The organism is Roseivivax sp. CAU 1761 (assembly GCF_054482755.1).
On sequence record NZ_JBTLRM010000001.1, the window covers coordinates 130,492 to 146,357 of the forward strand.

At 72.4% G+C, this 15,866-nt stretch carries 16 protein-coding genes; 7 read left to right on the plus strand and 9 right to left on the minus strand.

What is annotated here, in order from left to right; all coding sequences use genetic code 11:
- Positions 1 to 80 precede the first annotated feature (80 nt).
- Positions 81 to 1,478, plus strand: coding sequence for a TolC family outer membrane protein (locus tag ACXYMW_RS00635; RefSeq protein WP_459033345.1), 1,398 nt, complete (start codon positions 81 to 83; stop codon positions 1,476 to 1,478).
- 79 nt (positions 1,479 to 1,557) lie between these two features.
- Positions 1,558 to 3,558 carry a hypothetical protein gene (locus ACXYMW_RS00640; protein ID WP_459033346.1) on the plus strand — a complete coding sequence of 667 codons (2,001 nt, stop codon included), beginning with the start codon at positions 1,558 to 1,560 and terminating at the stop codon, positions 3,556 to 3,558.
- A 106-nt stretch (positions 3,559 to 3,664) separates the two neighbouring features.
- On the opposite strand, the gene ACXYMW_RS00645 is transcribed toward ACXYMW_RS00640, so the two are convergent.
- Complete coding sequence (locus tag ACXYMW_RS00645; RefSeq protein WP_459033347.1) at positions 3,665 to 3,988, minus strand: DUF6280 family protein; 324 nt, start codon at positions 3,986 to 3,988, stop codon at positions 3,665 to 3,667.
- Positions 3,989 to 4,206: 218 nt separating this feature from the next.
- Between ACXYMW_RS00645 and efp the strand changes: the two genes are divergently transcribed.
- Complete coding sequence (gene efp, locus ACXYMW_RS00650; RefSeq protein ID WP_459033348.1) at positions 4,207 to 4,770, plus strand: elongation factor P; 564 nt, start codon at positions 4,207 to 4,209, stop codon at positions 4,768 to 4,770.
- A gap of 82 nt (positions 4,771 to 4,852) precedes the next feature.
- Here the strand turns inward: efp and ACXYMW_RS00655 are convergent, their stop codons facing one another.
- The 4 genes from ACXYMW_RS00655 to ACXYMW_RS00670 all read right to left on the minus strand — a co-directional run bounded on the left by ACXYMW_RS00655 (position 4,853) and on the right by ACXYMW_RS00670 (position 8,952).
- Positions 4,853 to 5,656: a fructosamine kinase family protein gene (locus tag ACXYMW_RS00655; protein ID WP_459033349.1), complete on the minus strand. Its 804-nt coding sequence runs from the start codon at positions 5,654 to 5,656 to the stop codon at positions 4,853 to 4,855.
- Positions 5,653 to 6,390, minus strand: a complete 738-nt coding sequence (gene ygfZ, locus ACXYMW_RS00660; protein WP_459033350.1) for a CAF17-like 4Fe-4S cluster assembly/insertion protein YgfZ — start codon at positions 6,388 to 6,390, stop codon at positions 5,653 to 5,655. Before ygfZ ends, ACXYMW_RS00655 begins: the two co-directional genes overlap by 4 nt.
- A gap of 64 nt (positions 6,391 to 6,454) precedes the next feature.
- Positions 6,455 to 8,239, minus strand: coding sequence for an ABC transporter ATP-binding protein (locus tag ACXYMW_RS00665; RefSeq protein WP_459033351.1), 1,785 nt, complete (start codon positions 8,237 to 8,239; stop codon positions 6,455 to 6,457).
- A complete protein-coding gene (locus ACXYMW_RS00670; RefSeq protein ID WP_459033352.1) occupies positions 8,236 to 8,952 on the minus strand; it encodes a phosphatase domain-containing putative toxin in 717 nt (238 codons plus the stop codon). The genes ACXYMW_RS00665 and ACXYMW_RS00670 overlap by 4 nt, the downstream gene beginning before the upstream one ends.
- A 188-nt stretch (positions 8,953 to 9,140) precedes the next feature.
- On the opposite strand from ACXYMW_RS00670, the gene ACXYMW_RS00675 reads away from it, so the two are divergent.
- The gene (locus tag ACXYMW_RS00675) at positions 9,141 to 10,376 is read left to right on the plus strand and encodes a pyridoxal-phosphate-dependent aminotransferase family protein (protein WP_459033353.1); all 1,236 of its coding nucleotides are present in this window, start codon (positions 9,141 to 9,143) and stop codon (positions 10,374 to 10,376) included.
- 37 nt (positions 10,377 to 10,413) lie between these two features.
- On the opposite strand, the gene ACXYMW_RS00680 is transcribed toward ACXYMW_RS00675, so the two are convergent.
- Complete coding sequence (locus ACXYMW_RS00680) at positions 10,414 to 10,602, minus strand: hypothetical protein (RefSeq protein ID WP_459033354.1); 189 nt, start codon at positions 10,600 to 10,602, stop codon at positions 10,414 to 10,416.
- 184 nt (positions 10,603 to 10,786) lie between these two features.
- Here ACXYMW_RS00680 and ACXYMW_RS00685 point away from each other — a divergent pair, with 184 nt between their 5' ends.
- Positions 10,787 to 11,329, plus strand: coding sequence for a hypothetical protein (locus tag ACXYMW_RS00685; protein WP_459033355.1), 543 nt, complete (start codon positions 10,787 to 10,789; stop codon positions 11,327 to 11,329).
- 108 nt (positions 11,330 to 11,437) lie between these two features.
- Here ACXYMW_RS00685 and ACXYMW_RS00690 read toward each other — a convergent pair whose 3' ends face one another.
- The 3 genes from ACXYMW_RS00690 to ACXYMW_RS00700 all read right to left on the minus strand — a co-directional run bounded on the left by ACXYMW_RS00690 (position 11,438) and on the right by ACXYMW_RS00700 (position 13,614).
- A complete protein-coding gene (locus ACXYMW_RS00690; RefSeq protein ID WP_459033356.1) occupies positions 11,438 to 12,544 on the minus strand; it encodes a pyridoxal phosphate-dependent aminotransferase in 1,107 nt (368 codons plus the stop codon).
- Positions 12,545 to 12,623: 79 nt separating this feature from the next.
- A complete protein-coding gene (locus ACXYMW_RS00695) occupies positions 12,624 to 12,953 on the minus strand; it encodes a DnaJ family domain-containing protein (protein ID WP_459033357.1) in 330 nt (109 codons plus the stop codon).
- Positions 12,954 to 12,972: 19 nt separating this feature from the next.
- Positions 12,973 to 13,614, minus strand: a complete 642-nt coding sequence (locus ACXYMW_RS00700) for an NAD(P)-dependent oxidoreductase (RefSeq protein WP_459033358.1) — start codon at positions 13,612 to 13,614, stop codon at positions 12,973 to 12,975.
- A 137-nt stretch (positions 13,615 to 13,751) separates the two neighbouring features.
- On the opposite strand from ACXYMW_RS00700, the gene ACXYMW_RS00705 reads away from it, so the two are divergent.
- Both ACXYMW_RS00705 and ACXYMW_RS00710 read left to right on the plus strand, forming a co-directional pair.
- Entirely contained in the window at positions 13,752 to 15,044 is a 1,293-nt protein-coding gene (locus ACXYMW_RS00705) for a lipoprotein-releasing ABC transporter permease subunit (RefSeq protein WP_459033359.1), read from the plus strand.
- Positions 15,037 to 15,783: an ABC transporter ATP-binding protein gene (locus tag ACXYMW_RS00710; protein ID WP_459033360.1), complete on the plus strand. Its 747-nt coding sequence runs from the start codon at positions 15,037 to 15,039 to the stop codon at positions 15,781 to 15,783. Before ACXYMW_RS00705 ends, ACXYMW_RS00710 begins: the two co-directional genes overlap by 8 nt.
- Positions 15,784 to 15,866 lie beyond the last annotated feature (83 nt).

A 15,866-nucleotide genomic window follows, 5' to 3' on the forward strand; every position in this document is an offset into this window, starting at 1 on the left:
GGCGCGGTCACACGCCATAAAGAGAACGGCGGCCATGATCGCCGAGTAACAGAACCGGGATTGTAGGAATGGGCAGGACGATGAGGATGGGGTGGCGGCACTGGATCGCCTCGGGCTGCACGGCGGGGCTTCTGGCCGTCGGCGCCACGGCGCAGGCCGATACGCTGGCCGACGCGCTGACGGGCGCCTATCTCGAAAGCGGCCTGCTCGAGCAGAACCGCGCAGTGCTGCGGGCCGCGGACGAGGACGTGGCGCAGGCGGTGGCGGCGCTCCGCCCGGTCTTCGCCTGGTCGGCCGACGCCACCCGGCGGTTCGGCGAGACCCGCAGCAACGGCGTGCTGGCGCCCATCGCCTCCAACGATGCCGGCGTCAACCTCACCGCCGATCTGACGGTCTACGATTTCGGCGAGCGCCGGCTGCAGATCGACGCCGCGAAGGCCGCCGTGCTGTCGGCGCGCCAGCAGCTCGTCTCGGTCGAGCAGGAGGTCCTGCTGCGCGCCGTCGACGCCTTCTTCGAGGTCGAGCGCGCCGCCCAGACGGTGCAGCTGCGGCGCAGCAACCTGCGCCTGATCAGCCAGGAATTGCAGGCCGCGCGCGACCGCTTCGAGGTCGGCGAGGTGACCCGCACCGACGTCGCGCTGGCCGAGGCCCGGCTGGCCCAGGCCCGCAGCCAGCTCGCGGTCGCCGAGGGCAACCTGGTGCTCGCGCAGGAGGAATACCGCGCCGTGGTCGGGCGTCTGCCGAACGGCGTGTCGCCGCCGCGCAGCCTGCCCGCCCTGCCGACGGCGGAACAGGCCGCGGCCTCGGCGCTGCGGCTGCATCCCTCGATCGTCGCGCAGCAGCACCAGGTGCGCCTGGCGGAGCTCAACGTGCTGATCGCCGAGGCGGCGATGAAGCCCGACGTCACGCTGAGCGGGCGCTACGGCTACAACCGCAACCTCGACAGCACCGATTTCTCCCGCAGCGGCACGATCTCGCTGGGGATGAGCGGGCCGATCTACCAGGGCGGGCGGCTGTCCTCGCTGGTCCGCCAGGCGATGGCGCAGCGCGACCGCCAGCGCGGGGTGCTGCTCACCGTGACGCGCCAGGTGGCTCAGAACGTCGCCAATGCCTATGTCGCGCTGAGCGTGGCGCGGTCGTCGATCCAGTCGAGCCAGAACCAGGTGCGCGCCGCGCAGGTGGCCTTTGACGGGGTGCGCGAGGAGGCCACGCTGGGCGCCCGCACGACGCTCGACGTGCTGGATGCCGAGCAGGACCTGCTCGATGCCCGGACCACGCTGATCTCGGCCCAGGTCGACCAATACGTCGCCGCCTATACGGCGCTGGCCGCGATGGGCCGGCTCACCGTCGTCGACCTCGACCTGCCGGTGCAGCGCTACAACCCCAGCGATTACTACAACCTCGTCAAGGATGCGCCGCGGCTGAGCCGACAGGGCGAGGATCTGGAGCGGGTGCTGCGCGCCATCGGCAAGCAGTGACGCCCGCGCCGGGCCGCTCCGGTTGTGCGCCGGGCGGCCCTCGGCTACCCTCCGAGGCGAGGCCAGAGTGGTGCAGAAGATGAAACATCACGTCGAGAACGTGGACGTCGAGGACGTGCTGTCCTCGATCCGCCGTCTCGTCTCGGACGAGATCCGCGCGCAGGCCGGGACGGGGGCGGCCCCCGATCCGGAGCCCCCCGCGGCGCCGCAGGGCGCGGCGGGCGCCGCGGAGATCGCGCGCATTCCGGCGCCCGGCCCGGCGCGCGCGCCGGGTTTGCCCGGGCGCTTCGCCCCCTCTCCGGCGATGCCGCGGGCCGGCGGCAGCGACCGGCTGATCCTGACGCCGCAGCAGCGTGTGGGCCCCGGCGACGCGGAGCGCGAGCCGCCGCGGGCAGAGGCGGGCGCGGAGCGGCCCGCCGCCGATCCCGAGGCAAGACGCACCCCGCCGCCCGCCTGGCTGACCACGCCGCGCAGCCTTGGCGCCCCGCATCTGGTGGTGGCGCCCCCGGCGGAGCCCGCGCCAGATCCCGAGCCGGAACGGGCCGCAGAGGCGCCGGAGGCCCCGGAGGCGGCCGCGTTCGAGCCCGACGCGCCCGACGCGCCCGCGCCCGCCGCATCGGAGCCGGACTCGCCGGACGCATTCGAGCCGGACGCGCCGGATGCCGCGATTGCCCGGCTGCTCGAGGCCGAGGCGGCGATGCCGGAGCCGGCGCTCGCGTTCCACCATGCCGAGGATCGCGACGAACTGGTCTGGCACCGCCATCCCTGGAGCTTGCCCGGGGGCCGAAAGCCCGAGGCATGGCATGACGCGGCGGAGCGCGGCACGGCTGCGGCCCGGGACGATGCCTCGTCCAAAGACCCCCGCGCGGAGCCTGCGCAACCTGATGAGGCCGACGCAGCGCCCCCTGCGCCCCGCGCCGCGGCCCGTCAGGACGCGCCCGAGGCGCCCTCCGGCGGCGCGGACGCGGTGGACCGGCCGGCCGGACGCGCGCCGGAGCGGGCCGCACCCCCGGCGGCGCCGGGCCCGGGACCTGCCGCCGCGCCGGCCGGGCGGCGCAGCCTCGAAGCCAAGATCGCCGAACTCGAAGCGATGATCGCCCGCGCCGAGCCGCCGAGCGCCGCCGGGGCCTTCCGGTCGAGCCGCCACGCCCCGGAGCCGGAGCTTGACCCGACCTCTGCCGGGCCGTCCGCGACCGGCATCTCCGACTGGGCGAGCGACGCCATCGCCACGGCGGCGGCGCTGCCCGCCATTCCGGAAGAACCGGACGGATCCGCGCGCGACGGCGCCCGGGACGACGCCGGGGTGGCGGCGCCGGATCCGGCCGCCGCGCCGGCGCCCGGGAGCGAGCTGGAGGACGAGAGGGAGATGGCGGCCGCCGCCCTGCCGCGCCTGCATCCGTTCGAAGCCCCGGCCGAAGACGCGGCGAGCGCCGCCGACTTTGCGGACCCCGAAGAGGCCCCGGAGGAAACCGATCCCGTCGATGTCGCGGCCGCGATCGCGGGCCTGCTGCGGACCGTCCGGAGCGACGATACCGCCGACGCGGAACCATGGGCAGAGCAGGCCGGCACTGCAGCCGAAGCGGAGCCCGCCGAGACCGCCGCCGCCATGGAGGATGCGGCGCTTCGCGACGCCCTGTCGGCCATGGCACCGGCTGCCGACGCCGAGAGTGCGGGCCGCGCCTCCGCCGATGCGGCGCGGCGCGACGCCGAGGCGGACGTGGCGCCGGCGGCCGTGTCGCACGCCCCGGACGGCGCCGCCCCGGACGCGGCGCCGCGCGATGCCGAGGCCGACGTGGCGCCGGCGGCCGCGCCGCACGCCCCGGACGGCGCCGCCCCGGACGCGACGCGGCGCGACGCAGGACCCGCCGAGGCGGCCGCGGCGGATCCGCAGGCGCCGGACAGCGCGGGCGCGGCTCCGCTTGGCCTCGCCGGGATCGACGAGCAGACATTGCGCGGACTCATCGCCGAGATCGTGCATGAGGAGCTGCGCGGCCCGCTCGGCGCGCGCATCACCCGCAACATCCGCACGCTGGTGCAGCGCGAGATCCAGATCGCCCTGACCTCGAACGATTTCGACTGAACCCGGCCCGGGGCGGGGCCGCCAACCGGCGCCCGGACGTAAAAAAGCGGGTTTCCGATTGGGGGGGCGGTTTTTGCCGTCGGATCGTGGGATCCGCAGGTCTGGATCAGGCGGCTTCGGCCTGCTGGGCGGCGGCGTGACGCCGTTCGCTTTCCTCGCGCGACAGCGCCACCGAGGTGCGCACGCCTTTCGCGACGAATTCCATCAGTCCGGCCACCACCCGCTCGTTGGGGTCGATGCCGGCACAGGTCAGAACCTCGCGGCCGTCGCGCGAGCGCGCCCAGCGAGCGATCTGCTCGGGGCCGTTGCCGTACTTCTTGTCGTCGGCAATGGCGTCGTCCAGAGCGGCCAGAACAACAGCGGCAAACAGTTTGCGGGCACGGTTGCCCTGTTCCGCGTTGAACGCCGTTCCATCAACGAAATCTCGCATGTTTCGTCCTTGTGATTATTGGTCTTGTCAGTCCGGGCGTGAGGGGCCTTATGGCCTATTCACTGTGATTCGGATACCCCGATACTGCATGGCTCCGTTGCGTCATGCGCATGTCATTCTGCATTTGCAGCACAGGATATGGGATGGTTGCAGGGGCATTGTGCGCGATATATAGGAGCCGCCAACGTCCCATCAACCTCTTGCCACGGTTTCGCCTCATGCCCAAGATCAACGGAAACGAAATTCGCCCCGGCAACGTCCTGGAGCACAACGACGGTCTCTGGGCGGCAGTCAAGGTCGAGCACGTCAAACCCGGCAAGGGCGGCGCCTTCGCACAGGTCGAGATGAAGAACCTGCGCAACGGCTCCAAGCTGAACGAGCGTTTCCGCTCCGCCGACAAGGTCGAGCGCGTGCGGCTCGAGCAGAAGGACATGCAGTTCCTCTACGAGACCGACGGCATGCTGACCTTCATGGACACCGAGACCTTCGACCAGGTCGAGCTGCCGGCCGACATCCTGGGCGAGCGGCGGCCCTTCCTGCAGGACGGCATGACCATCGTGGTCGAGTTCTACGAGAGCGAGGCGCTGAACGCCACGCTGCCGCAGAAGGTCACCTGCAAGGTGGTGGAGACCGAGCCGGTGGTGAAGGGCCAGACCGCGGCGAACTCGTTCAAGCCGGCGCTGCTCGACAACGGCGTGCGCATCTCGGTACCGCCCTTCGTGGCCCAGGACGAGGACATCGTCGTCAACACCGAGACGATGGAATATTCCGAGCGCGCCTGAGCGCCGGGACAGCCACAATGCTCACGCGACGGCGGCGCCCCGGGCGCCGCCGTTTCGCGTTCCGGGGCAGGGCCGTGTCCGGTCAGACACCGATCCGGTCGAGCAGCCCCGCCACCATGGCGTGGTAGCCGCCGCCGAAGAGCCGCAGATGCACCAGCGCCGGCCAGAGCTGGTAGATCGGCTGGCGCTCCTCCCAGCCCGGCTCGGGGCGGCCATAGCCGCGCCAGAACGCCTCGTCGGGCTGGCCGAACAGCGTCAGCATGGCGAGGTCGACCTCGGCATGGCCGTGGTAGCAGGCCGGGTCGATCATCACCGCGCCGTCCGGCGTGAAGAGCAGGTTGCCGGACCACAGATCGCCGTGCAGCAGCGCCGCGCGCGGCTCCCGCGGCAGGTGATCGGCGAGCCGCGCGGCCAGCCGCTCGATCCGGGGCGCGAGGTCCGGCGGCAGCGCCTCGGGCGCCGCCAGCAGACGCCGCTCGGCCCAGAAGGCGGGCCAGTCCGGCGTCGTCGTATTGGCGATGGCGACCTGGCCGAAGGCGTAATCCTCCTGCCAGCCATAGCCCGCCCCGTCCCAGGAATGCAGCTGCGCCAGCGCCTGGCCGAATTCCCGCCAGGCGTCGCGCGCCGGCGGCACCTGCTCCAGGTGCTCGAGGCAGATCAGGCCGGCCTCGGCGTGGATGACCCGCGGCACCGGCGCCCTGAGCAGCGCCAGCGCCGACAGCATGCGCGCCTCGACATCGACCACGGGGCCGGTCTTGACCACCATCTCGCGGCCGTCGTCGAGCTTCAGATAGGCGATTTCGGAGAGATCGCCGCCGGACAGCGGGCGCTGCTCCACCGGGGCAGCGCCGAAGACGTCGAGCAGCGGTTGCGGCAGCTCGATCATGCCGGCCGCACCCGGGCCGCGCCGGCCGTCATCTCGTCGCGCACCCGGTCGAAGCGCAGATGCGCGATGGCGCGGTCGCCGGCGCGGCTGTGCAGCACGCCCACCGCCTTGCCCTCGGCCTCGATCGGCGTGCCGGGGGCGGCATCGCCCTCGACCGCCACCGAGGCGAGGCCCTTGCGCAGCTCGGTCTTGTGCTTCATCCGCGCCACGATCTCCTGGCCGACGAAGCAGCCCTTGCGGAAATCCACGCCGTGCAGCCGTTCGAACCCGGCCTCGAGGATGTAGCTGTCCGGGCCGAGCTCGAACCCGGCCTCGGGGATGCAATGGGCGACGCGGATCGCCGTCCAGTCGATGCCGGGCTCGGAGGCGCGGCCGTCATAGGCGCGCCAGCCCAGCGCATCGTGGCGCGGATCGGCAAAGGCCCCCTCGGGCGCCGGGCCGGTGCCGCGGGCGACGGCGATGGCGGTGCGCTCGACACTCACCTTGGCGCGCAGCTTGTAGAGCTTCAGCGCCTTTTCGAGCTCGTCCGCCACCGGTTCGGCGACGTCGATCAGCACCCCGTCGCCGTCGGGGGCGAGCAGGAAATCGGCCCGATACTTGCCCTGCGGGGTCAGCAGCGCGGCATAGACCAGCCCGCTGTCGAGCCCGCCGAGATCGTTGGTGACGAGGTTTTGCAGGAACGGCCGCGCATCCTCTCCGGAAACGCGCAGGACGATGCGGTCGGGGTCGGTCATGGTGCCTCTCTGACGCTCGCGGAAGCCGGGTATAACATGCCGGGCGGCAGAGGAAACAGGGCGTTCAGCGATCCTCGACCTGCAGCCGGTGCAGATCGGCATAGGTGCCGCCGCGCGCCAGCAGGGCGCCGTGGGTGCCCTCGTCGACGACCTTGCCGGCCTCCATCACGACGATCTTGTGCGCCTTGCGGATGGTCGACAGCCGGTGCGCGATGATCAGCGTGGTGCGGCCCTCGGAGAGCTTCTCCAGCGCCTCCTGCACCAGCGCCTCGCTGGCCGCGTCGAGCGCCGAGGTGGCCTCGTCGAGGAGCAGGATCGGGGTGTCGCGGAGCAGCGCCCGGGCGATCGCCACGCGCTGGCGCTGGCCGCCCGAGAGGTTCGAGCCGCGCGGCCCCACCGGGCTGTCGAGCCCCTGCGGCAGGCGCGGCAGGAAATCGGTCACATGGGCCGCGTCGAGCGCCGCCTTCAGGCGTTCCTCGGAAATGTCGGTGCGGCCCAGCAGGACGTTCTCGCGCAGCGTCTCGTCGAACAGCAGCGCGTCCTGGCTGACCACCGAGCAGAGGTTGCGCAGATCCGCGAGCCGCATCGCGTCGGTGGGCACGCCGTCGATGGCGACGCTGCCGCGTTCGGGGTCGATCAGCCGGGTCAGCAGGTTGAACACCGTCGACTTGCCGGCGCCCGAGGGGCCGACCAGCGCGGTGGTCTGGCCGGCCTCGGCGGTGAAGCTGGCGCCGCGCAGCACCGCGGTGCGGCCGTAGCCGGCATGCACGCCGTCGAAGACGATGCCGGGGATGCCCTCGGGCGCGGGGCGCGGGTCGGCCGGGTCGGTCAGGGTCGGGCGCAGGTCGAGCAGTTCCTTGATCCGCTCGAGCCCCGCCGCCGCGACCTGCAGGATGCCCGAGACCGCGCCGAGCCGGCGCAGCGGCTCGAAGGCCAGCCCGATGGCGGTGAAGAAGGCCATGAAATCGCCCACCGTCTTGTCGCCGGTGAGGATCTCGCGGCCGCCGAAATAGAGCACCAGCACGAAGCCGATGCCCGACATCAGGTCGATCAGGCCGGGGATGGTGGCCTGCCCGGCGGTGGAGCGCACCTCGGTGCGGATGCGCTCGCGGGTCAGCCGCCGGTAGCGCCGGGCCTGGTAATGTTCGAGCGTGTTGAGCTTCACCGGCACGATGCCGTGCAGGATCTCGTTGACCCGGGAGGAGAGCCGCGCGGCGATGTCGCGGGCGGCGCGCGAATTGCCCCGCACGAAACGCTGCACGAAGAGCGCCGGCGCCACCAGCAGCGGCGCGCCGACCAGCGCCAGGAGGGTCCAGCGCCAGTCGATGACGAAGGCCACGCCGAACAGCGAGATCAGTGCCACCACGTCGCGCCCGGCGCCGGTGATCAGCGCCCGCCAGACCTTGGTGACCGATTCCACGTCGCCCTCGATGCGCTGCATCAGGTAGCCCGGCGCGTTCGACTGGTGGAAGCTGCCGTCGAGCGTCATCAGGTGCGCCACCAGATCCTCGCGCAGATGCGCGGTGCTCTCCTGGCTGACCTTGGCCAGCGCTACCTTCTGGATCACGCTGGCCACCGCGCGCACCACGAAGATGCCGAACACCGCCATTCCGACCCAGAGCAGCAGGTCGCTGTCGCCGCCCACGAAGACGCGGTCGAACATCGGCTTCATCATGTAGGAGAGCGCGCCGAACATGGCGCCCTCGAGCGACATGAAGACCAGCGCCACCAGCATCAGCCGCCAGTGCCGCCAGAGATAGCCGCGCCAGACCCAGCTCACCAGGGCCAGGCGTTCGCCGGCGCTGGTATCCGGGCGGTCGATCCGGTCGATGTCGTCCGGATTGCTCATTCCGAAGCCATCAGCGCCCGGGCGACGCTGTTCGGGCGCTGCTTGGCGTCGAAGGCGCGCTGGATGCGCTTGCCGTCGTATTCGCCACGGATCCAGTTCTCGAAGCCGATCTCTCCGTAGCCCTGGCGCGCGGCGAAGACGTCGAGGATGTAATCCTGCACCCCGGTCTTGGTCCAGTCGAGGTGGATGTAGCGGATGCCGAGCTGCTTCTTGGCCTGGTGGATCGAGGCGCCCTCGAAGATCAGCAGGTAGAGCGCGCCGACGAAGCCGGTGCGGTCGGCGCCGGACTTGCAGTGGAAGACCATCGGCCGCTCGGCGGCGCGGATGGCGTCGATCACCGCCACGATGCGCTCGCGCCGCGCCGCCTGGCGCGCCATCAGCTTGGCGTCGATCAGGGTGAGGCCGAGCCGGTCGCAGGCCTCCTTCTCGAACAAGTAGTAGGAGTAGCGGTCCTCGCCGCGCAGGTTCAGCACCGTGCGAATGCCCATCTCGGCGTATTTGCGAAACCGCCGGTGGGTCGGCTGGTTGGAGCGGTAGACCCCCGGCGCCACCTCGTGGAAGTTGGTCCAGAAGCTGCGCAGGAAGGCGTGGTCGAAGACGTGGTAATGCAGCCAGGCGCCGAGCCGGCCGCGCGGGGTCGAGATGTCGCGCCCGAAGGAGCGGCGCAGCCGGCGCTCGGCACCGTCGAGATAGGTCCAGATTTTCGCCAGCATCAGATCCTGCGCGTCCCGTGTCGCCCGTGTCCTGCCCCGCGTCCTAGCCTGCGCGGGGGGCGGGGAAAACCGTTTTCCCGGCGGCAGCACCGCCGGGCCGGGGCCCGCTTGCCGTTGACTGCCCCGGACCGTGACGTAGGTTGGCCCGCGCCGGCCCGGCTTCAAGGGGCGGCCCGGGAGTATCCGCCATGACCTCGCCTGCCTCCGCCCTGCCGCCCTCGCTCGCCTCCGGGCGGCCCTACCTCGCCATTCCCGGCCCCTCGGTGATCCCCGACGCGGTGCTGGCGGCGATGCACCGCCCGGCGCCCAACATCTACGAGGGCGAGTTGCACGAGATGGTGGCCGGGATCGTGCCCGACCTGAAGGCGGTGGCGCGGACCTCGGGCGATGTGGCGATCTACATCGCCAACGGCCACGGCGCCTGGGAGGCGGCGCTCGCCAACACCGTGGCCCCGGGCGAACGGGTGCTGGTGCTGGCCACCGGCCGCTTCGGCCATGGCTGGGCCGAGATGGCCGGGGCGATGGGGATCGAGACGCAGATCCTCGATTTCGGCACCAAGGCGCCGGTCGATCCCGAGCGCGTCGCCGAGGCCTTGCGCGGCCCCGGCGCGGCATCCCTCAAGGCGGTGCTGATGGTGCATGTCGACACCTCGTCATCGCTGCGCAGCGACGTCGCCGCGGTGCGGCGGGTGCTCGACGAGGTCGGGCATCCGGCGCTCCTGATGGTCGATTGCATCGCCTCGCTGGGCTGCGACGCCTACGAGATGGACGGCTGGGGCGCCGACGTCACCGTGACCGGCTCGCAGAAGGGGCTGATGGTGCCGCCGGGACTCGCCTTCGTGTACTTCAACGAGCGCGCCGCCCGGATCCGCCGCGCCCTGCCGCGGGTCAGCCGCTACTGGGACTGGGCGCCGCGCGCCGCGCCGGAGATCTTCTACCAGTATTTCGGCGGCACCGCCCCGACCCACCACCTCTACGGGCTGCGCGCCGCGCTCGACCTGATCGCCGCCGAGGGGATGACCGCGATCTGGGCGCGCCACGCCACCCTGGCGCGCGCCATCTGGGCCGCCGCCGAGACCTGGGGCGCGGAGGGGCCGCTGACCCTGAACGTCGCCGATCCGCGCCACCGCAGCCACGCCGTCACCGCGCTCCGGCTCGGCGCGCCGCACGGTGCCCGGCTGCGTGACTGGACCGCCGCGCAGGCCGGGGTGACGCTGGGGATCGGCCTCGGCATGTCGGAACCCGGCGATCCGGACGGGCGCGGCTTCTTCCGGTTCGGCCATATGGGCCACGTCAACGCGCATATGGTGCTGGGCCTGCTCGGCACCGTGGAGGCCGGGCTGCGGGCGCTGGCGATCCCGCACCGCCCCGGCGGGGTGAGCGCCGCCGCGCAGGTGGTGGCGGAGAGCGCATACGGCGGCTAGCGGCCGCGCCGCGCGCCCCGGGACGCCCCGGGCGCCGTCAGCCGCGGCCGCGGCGCCGCGCGATGCGGCCGATGCCCCAGTTCAGCGCCACGGCGGCGAGCAGCACCGCCGAGAGCCCCGCCACGGCCCAGAGCAGGCCGAGCATCCAGACGAGGTTCACCAGCCCCATCGCGAGGCTGGCATTGGTGTAATCGGGCGCCCGTCTGGGGGCGTGGCGCGGCGCCATCCCTGCGCCTCCGTTCGATTGCGGCCTGATGCGAGGATAAGCCGGGCCGGGGCCCGGGAAAGGGGGCGGACCGGCAGCCGGCGGCGCGCCGCCGGTACGCCGCGTGGCGCGGGAACCCGGAGCCTGTTGCGCGGTTTGCTCCTCAGTTCCGGCTGGGGCCGGAGCATCAAGGAGGAAGACAGCCATGAAACGAACGGCTTCCGTGATGGTTCTTGCCGGTATGCTGGGCGCCGGCAGCGCCGCCGCCCAGGACGGCGGCGACGTGACCTGCAGCGATTTCCTGCTGATGAACGACCAGGAGCAGGGGCGCATCGCTCTGGAGCTGGTGGAGACCCCGGAAGGGCTGGCCACCACCACCGATGTCGAGGGCGACTTCGCCATCGGCACGGTCGAGGGTCTGGTGACCGCCTGCGAGGCCGACCCGGAGCGCAGCACCGCCGAGATCGCCGCGGAGATCTTCGAGGACCAGGACGAGGACGGCACGCCCGAGGGCCCGATGCCGGGCGAGGACATGGACTCGGAGACCGAGGGCGAGGAGAGCGAGGCCGACACGGATGACGCGGCCGGCGAAGGCACCGACGGCTCCGACACGACGACGCCGGAGGGCAGCACCGACGATGCCGGCGACGCCGACGCGGATGCGGATGCCGATGCGGGCGCGGATGCCGATGCAGGCGCCGATACCGGCGCCGGCGGCGACAGTCAGGATACCTCGTCCGGCAACTGACCGGGTCGTCCCGGGTCGTCGCCCGAACCTGGGCGCCCGCGAAGGTATCTCGCGGACGGATCGTCCGGAAGGGGGGCCCAGGCCCCCCTTTGTCGTGCCGCGGCGCGGTCAGCCGCGCGCGGCGGCCAGTGCCTCGGGCAGCGCCTCCTCCAGCGCGTCCAGCTCCTCGGGCCGGCCGGCGCTGATCCGGATGCAGCGGTCCTGCGGCGGCCGGAAGGGCATGCGGACGAAGATGCCGCGGGCCACCAGCTCGCGCAGGAGGGCCCGCGCAAGATCGCCGTCGCCGCCGCAATCGATGGTGACGAAGTTGGTCGCGGAGGGCAGCGCCGAGAGTCCCTGCGCGGCGCCGATCCCGGCGATCCGCGCCTTGGCCGCGGCCACCCGGTCGAGCGTCGCCCGCAGCCAGTCCGCGTCCTCGAGCGCCGCCAGCGCGCCCGCCTGAGCCGGGCGGTTCATGCCGAAATGGTCGCGCACCTTGTCGAAGGCGCGGATCAGCGGCTCGGCGCCCACGCCGTAACCGACCCGCGCCCCGGCCATGGCATAGGCCTTGGAGAAGGTGCGGAAGCGGATCACCCGGGGATCGTCCGGCGCGATCCGCGGCGCGGTGCCCTCGGGGGCGAACTCGATATAGGCCTCGTCGAGGATCAGCAGGGTGCCGTCGGGGATGCGGTCGAGCGCCGCCTCGATCGCCGGCCCTGCGTGCCAGGTGCCCATCGGGTTGTCGGGGTTGGAGAGGTAGACGAGCTTGGCGCCGACCTCCGCCGCCCGGGCCAGGAGGGCGTCGAGATCCTCGCGGTCGTCGCGGAACGGCACCTTGTGCAGGACGCCGCCGAAGCCGGTGACGTGGTAGTTGAAGGTCGGGTAGGCGCCGTCCGAGGTCACCACCGCGTCGCCGGGCGCCACGGTGAGGCGCACGAGGTTGCCGAGCAGCCCGTCGATGCCGGCGCCGACGATCACCTGGCCGGGCGCGCAGCCCATCCGCGCGGCCAGCGCCGCCTTCAGATCGTGATTGGTGGCGTCGGCATATTTCCAGATCTCCGCCGCCGCCTCGGACATCGCGGCGATGACTCGCGGCGAGGGCCCGAAATTCTGTTCGTTGGCGCCGATCCGGGCGCGGAAGGCGCGGCCCATCTGGCGTTCCTGGACCTCGGGCCCGACGAAGGGAACGTCGGCGGGCAGCGAGGCGGCGAGGTCGGTGAAGCGGGGTCCCATCATGGCCGCGATCATGCAGGCGGGGCGCGCCGTGGCAAGCCCCGGGGCTGCGGCGGGAGCGCGCGGGGAAGGGAAGGGAGCGTCAGCGCCGGCCGCGCAGCCGCGCCTCCTGGGCCATGGCGTGCCGCATGCCGAGCTCGGCGACCCGCGCCATCAGGTGCCGCCGCGCCTCGGGGTCGGCCGCGGCGGCGAGATCGGCCCGGGCGCGCTGCAGCGCACGGCGCAGCGCCAGCTCCTCGGGCACCGCGCCGGCCTCTGCCATGGCGCGGTAGCCGGCCCGGGTCACCGGGTCGAGCCCGTCCGCCTCCATCCGGTCTGGCAGCGGCTGCCCGGCGCCGGGCAGGTCGTCGAAGGCGCCGTCCTCCATCGCCTCCTGGATGCGGCGTTCGGCAAGGCGGGCGAGAAACGACACCGGCGGGTCCCCGGACGGCTCAGCGCGTCAGCACCGGCGCCTGGCCGATATAGGCATCGTCGGTGGCGGCGCGGATCAGGAAATCGGCCACGTCGGCACGGCTGATCATGCCCATGCGCCACTCCCGCGGATCGGTCAGCACCTTGTAGCGGCCGGTATAGCCGCTCTTCGTCAGGATGGTCGGCCGCGCGAAGGTCCAGTCGAGCCCCGAGGCGCGGATCATCTCTTCCTGCCGGGTCTTGTCGGCATAGGGCTTCCCGAGCAGCGCGCGGTGGCCGATGCGCTCGATCGAGGACAGCGCCGAGACGCTCTCAGAGGTGCCGATGCCGGTCAGCACGACCAGCCGGCGGACGCCCGCGGTCTCCATCGCCGGGATCAGCGCCCGGGTGGCGTCGGAGAACAGCGTGACCTCGCGCCAGAGCATCGCCGGGCTTTCCTTGATCCCGAGCGTCATCACCACCGCGTCGATGCCGTCGAGCGCGCGCGTCAGGTCGGCCGGATCGGTGGCGTCGCCGGGGGCCGGTTCAAGCGCCGGATCGGCGAGCCGCATCTCGGCGGCGCTGCGCGAGAAGGCGCGGATGCGGTGGCCGAGCTCGAGCCCCCGGCGCACGGTTTCCAGTCCCACGCCGCGGCTGGCGCCGATCACGAGGATATGAGCCATCGGGGGTCTCCTTTCCCGGCTGAGATATGGTCGCGCCCGCCGCGGTCAATCGCCTGCGCTTGACCCCGCGGGCCGGAGCGGGCACTCGTGGCGCCGATCCGCCGGGCCCCTCCGGCGCAACCCGAAAGGCATCCGCCGTGGCCCGACGCACCGCGCCCTTCGCCCCCTATGAATGGATGATCGCCTGGCGCTACCTGCGCGCCCGCCGCGCCGAGGGCGGGGTGTCGGTGATGACCTGGATCAGCCTCGTCGGCATCACCCTGGCGGTCTTCGCGCTGATCGCCACGCTGGCGGTGCGCTCGGGCTTCCGCACCGAATTCGTCGACACCATCCTCGGCGCCAACGCGCATGTCACGGTCTATGACATCGGCACCCGCGACTCCGCCACCGGGCGCGTCGAACGGGCGCTCACCGACTATACCGAGATGGCCGAGCGGGTGCGCGGGGTCGAGGGCGTGACCCGGGTGGCGCCGCTGATCAAGGGCCAGGTGATGGCCACCGCCAACCAGCGCAATGCCGGGGTGCAGGTCTTCGGCATCTCCGAGGACGATCTCGCCACGATCCCGCGCATCGCCGATCCCGAGACCGCCCAGGGCGAGCTCTCGGCCTTCGGCGGCGAGATCATCGCCGTGGGCTCGGGGGTGGCGCAGGAGCTCGGGCTGGAGCTCGGCGACAGCCTGCGGCTGATCTCGCCCGACGGGGTCAAGACGCCGTTCGGCACCTCGCCCCGGGTCAAGGCCTACGAGATCGGCTACATCTTCACCGCCGGGCGCTACGACATCGACCGCACCCGCATCTACATGCCCTTCGGGGAGGCGCAGCTCTACTTCAACCGCGAGGGCGTGGCCGACGAGCTGGAGATCATGGTCGCCGACCCCGAGGGAGTGGACGACATGGTGGGCCCGATCCTCGCCAAGGCGGGCGAGGGCGCGGCGCTCTGGACCTGGCAGGACGCCTCCGGCAGCTTCCTCAGGGCGCTCGAGATCGAGGACAACGTGATGTTCGTGATCCTCTCGGTGCTGGTGCTGATCGCGGCGATGAACATCGTCTCGGGGCTGATCATGCTGGTCAAGAACAAGGGCCGCGACATCGGCATCCTGCGCACCATGGGGCTGACCGAGGGCGCGGTGCTGAGGGTGTTCTTCATCTGCGGCGCCTTCACCGGGCTCATCGGCACCGCCGCGGGGGTGGTGCTGGGCTGCCTCTTCGCAATCTACATCGACCCGATCTTCTCCTTCGTGAACTACGTCTCGGGCGGCGGGGTCTGGGACCCGGCGGTGCGCGGCATCTATGCCCTGCCGGCGGAGTTGAACCTCGCCGACGTGCTGTCGGCGGTGGCGCTGTCGCTCGGCCTCTCCTTCGTGGTGACGATCTTTCCCGCCCGCCGCGCGGCGCGCATGAACCCGGTGGAGGCCCTGCGCTATGAATGACCTGCACACCGCCCCCGCTCCCGCCGCCGCCGGGCCCGGCGATGCGGCGACGGCGCCCGCGGCCCCGGTGCTGCGGCTCTCGGGCATCTCGAAGAGCTACAACCGTGGCGGCCCGGGCGAGATCGCGGTCCTGCGCGGCGTCGATCTGAGCCTCGCAGCCGGCGAGGTGGTGGCGCTGGTGGCGCCCTCGGGCGCCGGCAAGTCGACGCTGCTGCACGTGGCGGGCCTGCTCGACCTGCCCGATGCCGGCATCGTCGAGATCGCCGGGCAGGACATGACCGGGCGCTCCGACCGGCGGCGCACGGCGATGCGCCGCGACGCGGTGGGCTTCGTCTACCAGTTCCACCATCTGCTGCCGGAATTCACCGCGCTCGAAAACGTCGTGCTGCCGCAGCTCGCCAACGGCGCGCGCCGCGGCGAGGCCGAAGCGCGGGCGCGGATGCTGCTCGACAGCGTCGGGCTCGCCGCGCGCGAGAACCACCGCCCGGCGGCTTTGTCGGGCGGCGAGCAGCAGCGCGTCGCCTTCTGCCGGGCGCTGGCCAACGCGCCGCAGCTGCTTCTGGCCGACGAGCCGACCGGCAATCTCGACCCGGAAACCTCGGAGCGGGTCTTCGGAGCGCTGATGCGACTGGTGCGCGAGACCGGGCTGGCGGCGCTGATCGCCACCCACAACCTCGACCTCGCGGCGCGCATGGACCGGCGGCTGCATCTCGAGGGCGGGGCGCTGCGCGAGAGCTGAGCCGGCGCGGGCCCGCTCCCCGGCGCCTCACGCGATGGTGTCGGGACAGGCGCGGCGCCGCCGCTAGGCTCCCGCGGGCCGGG